This is a genomic window from Paraburkholderia sp. RAU6.4a (assembly GCF_050435625.1).
GTDB lineage: Bacteria > Pseudomonadota > Gammaproteobacteria > Burkholderiales > Burkholderiaceae > Paraburkholderia > Paraburkholderia tuberum.
In genome coordinates this window covers 2,439,191-2,453,226 of sequence record NZ_JBNDKQ010000002.1, presented here as the reverse complement: position 1 = coordinate 2,453,226, position 14,036 = coordinate 2,439,191, and the positions used below count along the sequence as shown (strand labels likewise).

7 protein-coding genes are annotated in these 14,036 nt (G+C 65.0%); 6 read left to right on the top strand and 1 reads right to left on the bottom strand.

Annotation, left to right across the window (positions count from 1 at the left end):
- Positions 1 to 195 precede the first annotated feature (195 nt).
- Positions 196 to 1,926 (top strand): AMP-binding protein, encoded by a 1,731-nt coding sequence (locus tag OKW40_RS16165; protein ID WP_429490495.1) that lies wholly within the window; start codon positions 196 to 198, stop codon positions 1,924 to 1,926.
- Between the two features lie 789 nt (positions 1,927 to 2,715).
- On the opposite strand, the gene OKW40_RS16160 is transcribed toward OKW40_RS16165, so the two are convergent.
- Positions 2,716 to 3,507, bottom strand: coding sequence for a transporter substrate-binding domain-containing protein (locus tag OKW40_RS16160; protein ID WP_184051712.1), 792 nt, complete (start codon positions 3,505 to 3,507; stop codon positions 2,716 to 2,718).
- 294 nt (positions 3,508 to 3,801) lie between these two features.
- On the opposite strand from OKW40_RS16160, the gene hemE reads away from it, so the two are divergent.
- From hemE to putA, 5 genes are all read left to right on the top strand, one after another.
- The gene (hemE, locus tag OKW40_RS16155; RefSeq protein ID WP_429490493.1) at positions 3,802 to 4,902 is read left to right on the top strand and encodes a uroporphyrinogen decarboxylase; all 1,101 of its coding nucleotides are present in this window, start codon (positions 3,802 to 3,804) and stop codon (positions 4,900 to 4,902) included.
- A 474-nt stretch (positions 4,903 to 5,376) separates the two neighbouring features.
- On the top strand, positions 5,377 to 7,614 hold the full coding sequence (locus tag OKW40_RS16150) for a primosomal protein N' (protein ID WP_429490491.1): 2,238 nt from the start codon (positions 5,377 to 5,379) through the stop codon (positions 7,612 to 7,614).
- Between the two features lie 169 nt (positions 7,615 to 7,783).
- The gene (locus OKW40_RS16145; RefSeq protein ID WP_429490490.1) at positions 7,784 to 9,214 is read left to right on the top strand and encodes a YeiH family protein; all 1,431 of its coding nucleotides are present in this window, start codon (positions 7,784 to 7,786) and stop codon (positions 9,212 to 9,214) included.
- Positions 9,215 to 9,323: 109 nt separating this feature from the next.
- Positions 9,324 to 9,497, top strand: a complete 174-nt coding sequence (locus OKW40_RS16140) for a hypothetical protein (RefSeq protein WP_260321177.1) — start codon at positions 9,324 to 9,326, stop codon at positions 9,495 to 9,497.
- Positions 9,498 to 10,094: 597 nt separating this feature from the next.
- Positions 10,095 to 14,033 (top strand): trifunctional transcriptional regulator/proline dehydrogenase/L-glutamate gamma-semialdehyde dehydrogenase, encoded by a 3,939-nt coding sequence (putA, locus tag OKW40_RS16135; RefSeq protein WP_429490488.1) that lies wholly within the window; start codon positions 10,095 to 10,097, stop codon positions 14,031 to 14,033.
- Positions 14,034 to 14,036: the final 3 nt, after the last annotated feature.

Here is a 14,036-nt window from a genome sequence, read left to right as displayed (position 1 = left end):
TTTTTTTGATAGCTAATTGACGTTTACGTAAAGGTCGGCAAAATCCACGAGGTTGGAGAAACGGACGGTCGCCGCTCGTCGCGGTCGATGCGACGCGGTGCGGGTAAGACTTGATGCCGGCCGGATACGCGCCGGTGCACAATCGATTTCAAATTCATTTCAATCGAGCGCGCTTGCGCTCACGGAGACAACACCATGGCAACGCATAGCTCGGGAGAAGGTGCGCTCATCGAACCCGCGGATGGACTGTCGTATGTGCGCGGGGCGACTGAAAATCCGTTGAGCGAAGCGACCGTCGGCGAGCTTCTGCGCGACACCGCGGCGCGCTTTCCCGACCGGCCGGCCGTGGTGTTTCGGGAGCAGCGCATCCGCTGGACGTGGAGCGAATTCGCGCAGGAAGTGGATGTGCTTGCGTCCGGGCTGCTTGCACTCGGCATCGCGAAGGGCGATCGCGTCGGCATCTGGTCGCCGAACCGCGTCGAGTGGCTGCTGACGCAGTTCGCGACCGCGCGTATCGGCGCGATCCTCGTCAACATCAATCCTGCCTACCGGCTCGCGGAGCTCGAATACGCGCTGAACAAGGCCGGTTGCAAGGCGATCGTCACCGCCGAGCGCTTCAAGACGTCGATGTACCTCGAGATGCTGCAGGAACTCGCGCCCGAATTGGCGACGCAGCCGCCGGGCGAACTGCATGCCGCGCGGCTGCCGGAACTGCGCTACGTGATCCGCATGTGCGACACGGAGACCCCAGGCATGCTGAGCTTTTCCGACGCGATCGAGCGTGGCCGTGCGTCGTTCGACGCCACTCGGCTCGATGCGATCGGCGCGACGCTGTCGTGCCGGGAGCCGATCAACATCCAGTTCACGAGCGGCACGACGGGCAATCCGAAGGGCGCGACGCTGACGCATCGCAACGTCGTGAACAACGCGCGCTATATCGCGATGGCGATGCGGCTCAGCGAGCAGGACGGCCTGTGCATTCCAGTGCCGCTGTACCACTGCTTCGGGATGGTGCTGGCGGTGCTCGCGTGCGTGTCGGTCGGGGCGAACATGGTGTTTCCGGGCGAGGGCTTCGATCCGGCCGCGACACTCACCGCGACGGCGGAGGAAAAATGCACCGCGCTGCACGGCGTCCCGACGATGTTCATCGCAGAACTCGACCATCCGAGCTTCGCCTCGTACGACTTCTCGCGGCTGCGCACCGGCATCATGGCGGGCTCGCCGTGCCCGATCGAGACGATGAAGAAGGTCGTCTCGAAGATGCACCTGAGCGAGATCACGATCGCCTACGGCATGACGGAAACCAGCCCAGTCTCGTTCCAGAGCTCGACGACCGATCCGCTCGACAAGCGAACGACGACAGTCGGGCGCATCCAGCCGCATCTCGAAGTGAAAATCGTCGATCCGCTCGGCAATATCGTGCCGGTCGGCGAAACGGGCGAGCTATGCACGCGCGGCTACTCGGTGATGCTCGGTTACTGGGGGGACGACGCGAAGACGCACGAGAGTATCGTCGACGGCTGGATGCACACGGGCGACCTGGCGACGCTCGACGCCGAAGGCTATTGCAACATCGTTGGCCGGCTGAAGGACATGCTGATTCGCGGCGGCGAAAACATCTATCCGCGCGAGATCGAGGAGTTTCTGTTCCGTCACCCGAAGATCCAGAGCGTGCAGGTGTTCGGCGTGCCCGATACCAGGTATGGCGAAGAAGTATGCGCGTGGATCGTGCTGCGGACCGGCGAACAGGCGACGGCAGAAGAAATCCAGCAGTTCTGCCAGGGACAGATTGCGCACTACAAGGTGCCGCGATATATCCGCTTCGTCGATGAACTGCCGATGACCGTGACCGGCAAGGTGCAAAAATTCGTGATGCGCGAACGGATGATCGGCGAGTTGAAACTCAGAGAGGATAAGACGGCATGACGCCGCCGCAGCACGCTGCGCAGCCAAATATGCCAAATAGGTACGGTAGAACAGGAGTTGCGCGGCGAGGATTCGTCGCGCGCAAACGTTTGAGCAGGCGAAAAAAAAGCGGGCCTGGAGCCCGCTAAAAACCACACGCTACGGGGTTAGCGCGAGGAGACCAAAGATGGGACGGTTATCACGACGCCCCTGCGTCGATGACGGCCCCAGCAGGGATGCCCCTTTACAGAGCTTCGGCAAGCGCCGACCGGCAAGTGCATCGTATCCGCTCACACCACGCACACAGCCACATCCGTGTTGAAACCGTTGAGGGCATTGTGGGCGAATTACCCTATGAACGCGGTAACAAAGTGTTTCAGGTTGTAACGCCCGCCAGATAAGGCGCTGCGGGATTTATTGCCAAAATGAAACCTTTAAAACGTAGTTATTACCGATGACTACGCCGCAATTTGATACGCATGATTGATGCCATTTATGACGCCTGGTGCAGCAGAAATTGGGCCACTCATCAGCGTGAAATGGTTGCGTCTGCAGCGTTCGAACGACGAATTTCCTGCGGAACCAGCGCTGTGACCCTGCCCCGAAATACATCGCAATTCGAGGAAAAACCTGTGATGCAATGCAGCAAAGCGAATCCGCTTGTGCAGCGTATTGGAAAGGGGCGCATCGCTGCACCTTGGACCTGACCCGGACAGTTATACGACCCGACGACGTCGCCCTTCGTTACATCATCGCCGGCCCCCAAATCTCCAGGCGCGCGCAGGCCGCCCTCCAACGGACACGGTCGGCTTACTTCAACCACTTGTCCGAGATAGCCTGATACTCGCCGGTCGCTCGAGCGAGATGCAGCCACTGATCGACGTATTGCTGGAACGCGACATCCCCGCGCGGTAGCAACCATGCCTTCTCGCCGTACTGGAACGGCTTGTCCGGATGCACCGAGCAGAGGCCGGGATTGAGTTTCTGCTGCAGCAGCGTTTCCGACGCATCCGTCACCATCACGTCCGCCTTGCCCGCGAGGATCTGCTTGAAGATCGTCACGTTGTCCGGATAAACGGTCACGTTTGCGTGCGTGAAGTATTGCTTCGCGAACTTCTCGTTGGTGCCCCCCGGATTGACGATCACTCGTGTGGACGGTTGATCGATCTGCGCAACCGTCTGGTATTTGTTGACGTCGTCGCAACGGACGATCGGCGTTTTGCCGTCGATCATGTAAGCCTGTGTGAAGAACGCATGCTTCTGGCGCTCGAGCGTCGGCGACACACCGCCAATGCCGATGTCGCACTTTGCGACGAAGTCGTTCATCAGGTTCGACCACGACGTCTTGACGAACTCGACCTTCACGCCGAGCGACTTTGCGAGCGATTCAGCCATGTCGATATCGATGCCCTCGAACTGGCCATCGCCCCTGTAGAACGAATACGGCTTGTAGTCGCCGGTAGTGCAAGCGCGCAGCGTGCCGCGGCTGATGATGTCGTCGAGCCTGGACGGCGCGGGCGCGGCGTTTTGCGCGCTGGCCACGCCGACGTGCATCAGGACGCCGGCGAGCGCGCCGAGCATTGCGAGTGCTGCCTTCTTCATCGAGTCTCCTGGCGGTGTGTAGTGTGCAGTTCATCGGTAAAGCTGTTGGATAGTAGCTTGGCAGCGCGGGCTTGAACATCGGCCGTTCAGCCAAGGCGACCCAGGCAGCGGAAGACATCGACCCTGACCCGTGCGGGCAGTGGCGGGCGGTCGCTGATCGAGGTGCGTCCGAGCTGCTTCCCGCCCGCTTCCCACGACGCGCCGTCGCCACATTCATTACCCCGCGACGCACGATGTCCGGAGCCGCCTCCGGTAAAATGCTCCTTTGCCCTCAGCTCTTCAGTCGCACGCAACGTGGCCCATCAACTCCTGAACGACACTTTTCTGCGCGCGCTGCTGCGCCAGCCCACCGACTACACGCCGATCTGGCTGATGCGGCAGGCAGGCCGCTATCTGCCGGAATACAACGCCACGCGCGGCCGCGCGGGCAGTTTCCTCGGTCTCGCGAAGAACCCGGCTTTCGCGACGGAAGTCACCTTGCAGCCCCTCGATCGCTATCCGCTCGACGCCGCGATCCTGTTCTCCGACATCCTGACCGTGCCCGACGCGATGGGCCTCGGTCTCGAGTTCGTCAACGGCGAAGGGCCGAGATTTGCCCGTCCGGTGCGCACCGAAGACGACGTCGCGCGCCTGGCGGTGCCCGACATCGACGCGACACTGCGCTACGTGACCGACGCCGTGCGTGAAATCCGCTCGGCGCTGAAGGACGCGCAAGGCCGCCAGCGCGTGCCTCTGATCGGCTTCTCAGGCAGCCCGTGGACGCTCGCGTGCTACATGGTGGAAGGCAGCGGCTCGGCGGACTTTCGCACCGTCAAATCGATGCTGTACGCGCGTCCCGATCTGCTGCAGCGGATTCTCGAGGTCAACGCGCGCTCGGTCGCGGCATATCTGAACGCGCAGATGGAAGCCGGCGCGCAAGCGGTGATGATTTTCGACACATGGGGCGGAGCGCTCGCCGATGGCATCTATCAGCGCTTTTCGCTGCGCTACATCGAGCAGGTGGTCAGCCAGCTGAAGCGCGAACACGACGGCGAAAAAGTGCCCGTAATCGCGTTCACGAAGGGGGGCGGCTTGTGGCTCGACGACATCGCCGCGAGCGGCGTCGACGCGGTGGGCCTCGACTGGACCGTGAACCTCGGCAAGGCGCGCGAACGTGTCGGTGGAAAAGTGGCGCTTCAGGGCAACATCGATCCGTCGGTGCTGTTTGCGCCGCCTGCCGCGATCCGCATGGAAGCGCGCGCGGTGCTCGACAGTTTCGGCAACCATCCCGGCCACGTTTTCAATCTGGGTCACGGCATTTCACAGTTCACGCCGCCAGAGCATGTTGCTGAACTGGTCGACGAAGTGCATCGTCACAGCCGCGCTATTCGTAGTGGCGCACATACGCCCGCGTGAGTGTGTAATCATTACCGTTTCTTGTTGCATCGCAGCGAATTGGGCTCTCGCCCTAAGGACCGCCGCTCCGCGAATACGCCGCCAGATGGTGGTCTTACGAAAGTCAAGAGCTGACTTATGCACACTTCGCACGCTGCGGCGCGGTAGAGACTTTAATCGTGCCCCGACCCTTGCACATACTCGGCGCATTTGATCTGAGCCTTGCCGGGCAAGGGTTTGCGGGGCGCGTGATGAAATGTGCGGAATCCCACACAAGGCCGTCGCGGCGCCGTTTGCGGCCCGTCGAAGCGAAGTTCTCAACAAAGTTATCCACAGGGCCGCGAGCCGAGCGCAATTGTTCAGTCGAATCCAAAACTTAGCGGTGAAATTAAGGTTTTACTTTAACTTCTACGGCTTCGCGTTCCGTGCGACCCACCCCGCGCCGCGAGTTCGCCTCTTGCCGGCTCATCCTCAGCGCCACGCCGAGTGAACGAAATGTTCGTCCGCGTCGCGCTCGACCATCCGCTGCCGACCCTGTTCGACTACCGCTGCGACATCTCCGGGGCGGCTGTCGTAGGCACGCTCGTCAGCGTTCCGTTTGGCAAGCGGCACGTGGTGGGGCTCGTTTGCGAAGTGACCGCTCACAGCGACGTGCCGGCCGAGCGCCTGCGTGATGTGGATCAGGTCTGCACGGCGTGTCCGCCGGTGTCGACACATTGGCTCGCGCTCGCCGCATTCGCCGCGGACTACTATCAGCGCGGTCTCGGCGAAGTGGCGCTGCCGGGGCTGCCGCAGGCGCTGCGCGACGCGTCGCGCTGGTCGCGGCTGTTCGCGCCGGAAGAGCGCTATCGGTTGACGGCCGAGGGCCGCACGGTATTGCCTGACGCCTTGCCGGCCCGCGCGACCGCGCTCCGAGCGCTCGCGCAAGCGCTCGCTCGAGCCGACTTCCTCCTCGCTGCCCACGCCCGCGCGCTGCATCCGAAGGCGCTGGCGACACTCGACACATGGCAGACGGCAGGCTGGGTCACGCTCGATGTGATCGACGCCGCCACGGTGCCCGCCGCCGCGTCGCTGCCGAACATGCCCGCGCCTGCCCTGCCAACCCTCACCGACGAACAGGCGAGTGCCGTCGAAGCGATCCGCGACGCCCACGGCTTCGCGCCGTTCCTGCTGCACGGGGTGACGGGCAGCGGCAAGACCGAGGTGTATCTGCGCGCGCTCGCCGCGATTCTGGCCGGCAAGCCCGATGCGCAAGCGCTCGTGCTGGTACCGGAAATCAACCTGACGCCGCAGTTCGAGGCGGCGTTCCGCGCCCGCTTCGCCGCGCTCGACGCCAGCGCGATCGTCACGCTGCATAGCGGCCTCGCCGAAGGCGAGCGCGCCCGCAACTGGTTCGCCGCGCACACCGGCCGCGCGCGCATCGTGCTCGGCACGCGGCTCGCGGTGCTCGCGTCGCTGCCGCGGCTGGCGATCATCGTCGTCGACGAGGAGCACGATCCGGCCTACAAGCAGCAGGAAGGCTTGCGCTATTCGGCGCGCGATCTCGCGATCTATCGGGCGAAGCAACTCGGCGTGCCGGTCGTGCTTGGCTCGGCGACGCCGTCGCTCGAGAGCTGGTGGCAGGCAGATCAGGGCCGCTACGAGCGGCTCACGCTGTCGCGCCGCGCCGTCGCCGAGGCCGCACTGCCGAGCGTGCGTCTCATCGATCTCGAAGACGAGCGCCGGCGCGGGCGGGCATCGATCGAAGGTTTGTCGGGCCCGTTGATCGCCGCGATAAAGGCGCGGCTCGAACGCGGCGAGCAGAGCCTCGTGTTCCTCAACCGCCGTGGCTACGCGCCGCAACTCGCCTGCGACGCGTGCGGCTGGGTGGCCGGTTGTCCGCGCTGCAGCGCCTACGTCGTGCTGCACAAGCCCGAGCGCGCGCTGCGCTGCCATCACTGCGGCTGGGAGTCTCGTATCCCGCGTTCGTGCCCGGAGTGCGGCAACGTCGATATCGCACCGCTCGGGCGCGGCACGCAGCGCGTCGAGGAAACGCTTGCGAGCGCGGTGCCGGGCGCCCGTGTGCTGCGTATCGACGCCGACAGCACGCGCCGCAAGGGCAGCGCGCAGGCGTTGTTCTCGGACGTGCACGCGGGTGAGGTCGATATTCTGGTCGGCACGCAGATGATCGCGAAGGGACACGATTTCCAGCGCGTGTCACTGGTTGGCGTGCTGAACGCCGATACCGCGCTGTTTTCGCATGATTTCCGCGCGAGCGAGCGCTTGTTCGCGCAGCTGATGCAGGTGAGCGGCCGCGCGGGCCGCGCCGGTCTGCCGGGCGAAGTGCTGGTGCAGACGCGCTATCCGCGTCACGCGCTGTATCACGCGCTGTGCCGTCATGACTACGTCGGCTTCGCCAATGCGACGCTCGCCGAGCGACGCGACGCGCACCTGCCGCCGTTCGTCTACCAGGCGCTGTTGCGCGCCGAAGGCCGCACGCTCGAAGCGGCGCTCGCGTTTCTGCAGCAGGCCGCCGCCGAACTTGCGCGGATTCCTGCCGCCGGGCGCGTCACCGTCTACGACGCAGTGCCGCTCACGATCGTCAAGGTGATGCACGTGCATCGCGCGCAGCTGCTGATCGAAAGCGCATCGCGCGCGGCGCTGCAGGCTACGCTGCGCGCGTGGCAGCCACTGTTGCGCGCGCTCAAGGGCGTGCTGCGCTGGAACCTCGAAGTCGATCCGCTCGACATCTGACGCCACGGGCCAGATGACGCCCGCCATACTTCTTTGAGTCATATCCATAGAGCGAATGATCGTTTCGCTTTGCGATCCCGCTCGCCTATAGTCGCCAAATCGGCGCATTTTGGGGCTAAACGACAATAACTTCGCGCCGATGCCAGTCAACTTTCGCGGGGCATCTGCAATGAGCGACACCCATCACACCGTGCCGGAGGGCGCCTCGCCGGGGCAGCGGCAAGGTACACAAGACGCGCAAACCGCACGAGGCAGCGGCTTTTCGCTGACCGAAGACTGGCTCGCCGCGGGTGTCGGCCTGCTCGTGATCGTGATCGCGTGGGCGCTGTTCGCGTCGGGCAGCAGCATCAAGTGGCTCGCGGTCGCGCCGGCCAAATGGTCGAGCGTCGCGCAGGCCGCGCAGGACATCGGCAAGCATCTACCCAACTACTTCGCGCTATTCGCGACATTCGCGGTGCTGTTCGGCGCGAGCGTCGCCCTGCTCCGGCAGCGCGTCGGCGCGTTTCTCGCCGCGTTCGTCGTGGTGTTCGTCGCTTCCGCGCTGATTCTGACGCTCGGCGCATGGGTCGACGCGTCCAGGTACAACCTCGAGCCGCCGCTCGTCGCGCTCGCGCTCGGGCTGCTCGTGTCGAACCTGTTCACGCTGCCGGAGTGGCTCGCGGCCGGGCTGCGCGTCGAGTTTTACATCAAGGTCGGTATCGTGCTGCTCGGCGCGACGCTGCCGTTCACGCTGCTCGTGTGGGCCGGTCCGGTCGCGGTCGTCCAGGCGAGCATCGTGTCATTGGTGACGTTCTTCGTGATCTTTCTCGTTGCGCGAGCATTCGGACTCGATCGACGCTTTGCCGCCGTGCTCGGTGTCGGCGGCGCGGTGTGCGGCGTGTCGGCAGCGATCGCGATTGCCGGCGCGGTACGGGCGAAACGCGAGCAGGCGTCGGTCGCGATCACGCTGGTCGTGCTGTGGGCGATCGTGATGATCTTCGTGCTGCCGTTCGCGTCGCGCTCGCTCGGACTGCCGACGGCCGTCGCCGGCGCCTGGATCGGCACCTCCGAATTCGCCGACGCCGCGGGCATCGCCGCTGCCCAGGCCTACGGCGATTTCGCGCGCCACGCAGGCGGCGCGATCGCCGGCGCGCCGGAAGCGTCGTTGCAGGCCTTCACGCTGATGAAGGTGGTAGGCCGCGACATCTGGATCGGCATCTGGGCGTTCGTGCTCGCAATCGTCGCGACGACGCGCTGGGAAGCGCAGGACAGCGGCGTCGCCGCGCGCGCGAATGCCGGTGAGATCTGGGCGCGTTTCCCCAAGTTCGTGATCGGCTTCGTGATCGCGTCGGCGTTGGTCACGTGGATCGCGAGCCATTATTCACTCGCCGATTACCGTAAGGTCGTCACGCCGGAGTTCGTCGCGCCGATCACGGTGCTGCGCACGTGGGCGTTCACCTTCTGCTTCCTGAGCATCGGTCTGACGACGCGCTTGCGCTCGCTTGCCGCGACCGGTCTGAAGCCGTTCCTCGCGTTCACGGCGGGTGTGGTGGTCAATATCGCGATCGGTTACGCGCTGTCCGCACACGTGTTCGCGTCGTACTGGAACAGCCTCGGATAACGCCATGAAGATTTCGATGGATCGTGGCGCCGGCGCTGCGCCATACGTAGGCGCCGTAGAGCGCAGCTGCGCGGCGGACGCGCCCTGCTGCGCCGCATGCCGGCATCGCGTGAGCGAACGGGATGCGCTCGAGCAGCGCATCCCAGGGCTTGCCGTGTTCAGTTCAGGGTTCGGCGCGAGCGTCGCCGATAGCCGACTGTGTGGTCTGCATGACCAGTTGGTATCGCCCGGCGATGTCTGTGCGCGGTTCGAGCCGGTTGCGCCGTCGCTCGGGCCGCGCTGATCCAACAGCGATCTTCAGGCGCAACTCCCCGTGTCAATCCAGTCGCGAATCCCCACATTCGCGCGCATCCGGCTTCATGAGCCGTTGCGCGCCTCTCCTGATCTCAGTCGTTCAGCGCGTTTCGCGTATCGCCCGCCGATCCACGCGAGGCCGCGCTCGCACGCTTGCGCTCCTCTTCGCGCCGATTCGAGCCCCTTGTCGCGCCTCGAATGAAAAACACCGCACAGGCCGCGCACAGCGCCCAGATGCTCAGTATTACCAGCCACTTTTCCATTACACCAACCCTCGAGAACCCCGCTTATCTTTTCTGCGTGCCCTGAAACCGACGTTTCGGGCCGTCCGTCTTCGTGCTTCTGTATATCGGCGCGCGAAGTCGTTTGATAAGGCTTATTTCAAAAAGAATCACGCCAGGGAAAGTACCGATCGAAAACACCCCGGTCCGACTGACTGTCACCGTCCGGAAACCCATGTTCCATAAGGCTTCCGACGGGGTGCAACCAACCTGCCGATTTGGTTGCACCTTTTTATTTGGAGGCGTACGATTCGCCCAACTTTTAGTCTTTCGCCAGGCTCGCGCCCGATATCAGAGAAGGAAACATGGCTAGCACCACCCTTGGCGTCAAGGTCGACGACCTCCTGCGTTCCCGGCTCAAAGATGCCGCCACCCGCCTCGAGCGCACCCCGCACTGGTTGATCAAGCAGGCGATTTTCGCCTACCTCGAAAAGATCGAGCACGGCCAGTTGCCGCCCGAACTGTCAGGCGCGACCGGCACGGCCGATCTCGGCGACGGCGCGGCGGTCGAGAACGAGGAAGACGGCGCATCCCATCCGTTTCTCGATTTCGCGCAGAACGTGCAACCGCAGTCGGTGCTGCGCGCGGCGATCACCGCCGCATATCGCCGCCCTGAACCTGAGTGCGTGCCGTTCCTGCTCGGCCAGGCGCGTCTGCCTGCCAACCTCGCCGGCGACGTGCAGGCGATGGCCGGCAAGCTCGTCGAAACGCTGCGCTCGAAGAGCAAGGGCGGCGGCGTCGAAGGGCTGATCCACGAGTTTTCGCTGTCGAGCCAGGAAGGCGTCGCACTGATGTGCCTCGCCGAGGCGCTGCTGCGCATTCCCGACCGCGCGACCCGCGACGCGCTGATCCGCGACAAGATCAGCAAGGGCGACTGGAAATCGCACGTCGGCCAGGCGCCGTCGCTGTTCGTCAACGCGGCGACCTGGGGCCTGATGATCACCGGCAAGCTGGTGACGACCAATAGCGAGACTAGCCTGTCGTCGGCGCTCACGCGCCTGATCGGCAAGGGCGGCGAGCCGCTGATCCGCAAGGGCGTCGACATGGCGATGCGCCTGATGGGCGAGCAGTTCGTGACGGGCGAGAACATTTCCGAAGCGCTCGCGAACAGCCGCAAGTACGAGGCGCGCGGTTTCCGCTATTCATACGACATGCTCGGCGAAGCGGCCACCACCGAGGCCGACGCGCAGCGCTACTACGCGTCGTACGAGCAGGCGATCCACGCGATCGGCAAGGCCGCGGGCGGCCGCGGCATCTACGAAGGTCCCGGCATCTCGATCAAGCTGTCGGCGCTGCACCCGCGCTACTCGCGCGCGCAGCAGGAACGCACGATGAGCGAGCTGCTGCCGCGCGTGCGTTCGCTCGCGATCCTTGCGCGCCGCTACGACATCGGCCTCAATATCGACGCCGAAGAAGCCGACCGCCTCGAACTCTCGCTCGACCTGCTCGAAGCGCTGTGCTTCGATCCTGAGCTGCAAGGCTGGAACGGCATCGGCTTCGTCGTGCAGGCGTATCAGAAGCGCTGCCCGTTCGTGATCGACTACCTGATCGATCTGGCGCGCCGCAGCCGTCACCGTGTCATGGTGCGGCTCGTGAAGGGCGCGTACTGGGATACGGAAATCAAGCGCGCGCAGGTCGACGGCCTCGAAGGCTATCCGGTCTACACGCGCAAGGTCTACACCGACGTGTCGTACCTCGCCTGCGCGAAGAAACTGCTCGGCGCGCCCGATGCCGTCTATCCGCAGTTCGCGACGCACAACGCGCACACGCTGTCGGTGATCTATCAGCTCGCAGGCAACAACTACTACCCCGGCCAGTACGAGTTCCAGTGCCTGCACGGCATGGGCGAGCAGCTCTACGAAGAAGTCACCGGCCGCGACAAGCTGAACCGCCCGTGCCGCGTGTACGCACCGGTCGGTACGCATGAGACGCTGCTCGCGTACCTCGTGCGCCGGCTGCTCGAGAACGGTGCGAACACGTCGTTCGTGAACCGCATCGCCGACGAATCCGTCGCGATCAAGGAGCTGGTCGCCGATCCGGTCGAGGAAGCGTCGAGAATCGTGCCGCTCGGCGCGCCGCACGCGCGCATTCCGCTGCCGCGCAATCTGTATGGCGCGGAACGACTCAATTCGATGGGCTTCGATCTGTCGAACGAGCATCGGCTCGCGTCGCTGTCGTCGGCGCTGCTCGCGAGCGCGCATCATCCGTGGCGCGCCGCGCCGATGCTCGAAGACAACCAGATCGCGGTCGGCGCCGGGCGCGACGTGCGCAACCCCGCCGACCATCGTGATCTCGTCGGCACGGTCGTCGAAGCGACGGCGGAGCACGTGAGCGCCGCGCTCGGCCATGCGGTGGCCGCCGCGCCGATCTGGCAGGCGACGCCGGTCGAGGCGCGCGCGGATTGCCTCGCGCGTGCCGCGGATCTGCTCGAAGCGCAGATGCACACGCTGATGGGCCTCGTGGTGCGCGAAGCGGGCAAATCGCTCGCCAACGCGGTCGCGGAAATCCGCGAAGCGATCGACTTCCTGCGCTACTACTCGACGCAGATCCGCGACGAGTTTTCGAACGACACGCATCGGCCGCTCGGTCCGGTGGTCTGTATCAGCCCGTGGAATTTCCCGCTGGCGATTTTCATGGGCCAGGTGGCCGCCGCGCTCGCGGCCGGCAACACGGTGCTCGCGAAACCGGCCGAGCAGACGCCGCTGATCGCAGCTCAAGCGGTGCGAATTCTGCGCGAAGCGGGCGTGCCGGCGGGCGCGGTGCAACTGCTGCCGGGCAATGGCGAGACGGTCGGAGCCGCGTTGGTCGCCGATCCGCGCACGCGTGCGGTGATGTTCACCGGCTCGACCGAAGTCGCGCGTCTGATCAACAAGACGCTGTCCGGCCGACTCGATCCGGATGGCAAGCCGATTCCGCTGATCGCCGAAACCGGCGGCCAGAACGCGATGATCGTCGACTCGTCGGCGCTCGCCGAGCAGGTCGTCGCCGACGTGCTGCAGTCGTCTTTCGACTCCGCCGGTCAACGGTGTTCGGCGTTGCGCGTTCTTTGTCTGCAGGACGATGTCGCGGACCGCACGCTCGAAATGCTGACGGGCGCGATGCGCGAACTCGCGCTCGGCAACCCGGATCGGCTGTCGACCGACGTCGGCCCGGTGATCGACCTGGACGCGAAGCGCGGCATCGACGCCCACATCGCGGCGATGCGCGACAAGGGCCGCAAGGTCGAGCAACTGCCGCTGCCGGAGGGCGCGACGCAGGGTACTTTCGTGCCGCCGACGCTGATCGAGCTCGACAGCATCGACGAGCTGAAGCGCGAAGTGTTCGGTCCGGTGCTGCACGTGGTGCGCTATCGCCGCAGCCAGCTCGACAAGCTGCTCGAACAGATTCGCGCGACGGGTTACGGTTTGACGCTCGGCATCCACACGCGCATCGACGAAACGATCGCGCACGTGATCAGCCGCGCACACGTAGGCAACATCTACGTGAACCGCAACGTGATCGGCGCGGTGGTCGGAGTGCAACCGTTCGGTGGCGAAGGACTGTCGGGTACGGGGCCGAAGGCCGGCGGTGCGTTATACCTGCAGCGTCTGCTCGCAACGCGTCCGGCTGGTTTGCCGAAGTCGCTCGCGCAGGCGCTGGTGGTCGAAGTACCGCAGGCGGCGCAGGCTGCAGAACAGGGCGACAATCCGGTGGCCGCGCTGAGCGCGTTGCGCGACTGGCTGATCGCCGAGCGCGAGCCGCAGCTTGCCGCGCGTTGCGACGGCTATTTGTCGCATGTGCCGGCGGGCGCGACCGCGGTACTGTCGGGGCCGACCGGCGAGCGCAATACGTACACGCTGGGCCCGCGCGGCACGGTGCTGTGTATCGCGTCGACGGCGAGCGGCGCGCGCGTGCAGTTCGCGGCGGCGCTGGCTACGGGAAATCGTGCGTTGTTCGAGGGCGCGGCCGGTGAACAATTGGTTTCGCAATTGCCGGCGTCGCTGAAGGCCCACGCGAGCGTGAAGAAGAGCGCCGACGCGCCGTTCGACGCCGTGCTGTTCGAAGGCGACAGCGATGAGCTGCTCGCGCTCGTGAAGGAGGTCGCGAAGCGCGCGGGGCCGATCGTGTCGGTGCAGGGCGTCGCGGCCCGTGCGCTCGCGAGCGGCGACGAGGACTATGCGCTCGAGCGTCTGCTTACCGAGCGCTCGGTCAGCGTGAATACCGCGGCGGCAGGCGGCAATGCGAATTTGATGACGATCGGTTGAGCG

Bases quoted from the DNA above. Each gene is read 5' to 3' on its own strand.
- OKW40_RS16165 (WP_429490495.1), top strand. From the start codon at position 196: ATGGCAACGCATAGCTCGGGAGAAGGTGCGCTCATCGAACCCGCGGAT.
- OKW40_RS16160 (WP_184051712.1), bottom strand. From the start codon at position 3,507: ATGAAGAAGGCAGCACTCGCAATGCTCGGCGCGCTCGCCGGCGTCCTG.
- OKW40_RS16150 (WP_429490491.1), top strand. From the start codon at position 5,377: ATGTTCGTCCGCGTCGCGCTCGACCATCCGCTGCCGACCCTGTTCGAC.
- OKW40_RS16145 (WP_429490490.1), top strand. From the start codon at position 7,784: ATGAGCGACACCCATCACACCGTGCCGGAGGGCGCCTCGCCGGGGCAG.
- putA (WP_429490488.1), top strand. From the start codon at position 10,095: ATGGCTAGCACCACCCTTGGCGTCAAGGTCGACGACCTCCTGCGTTCC.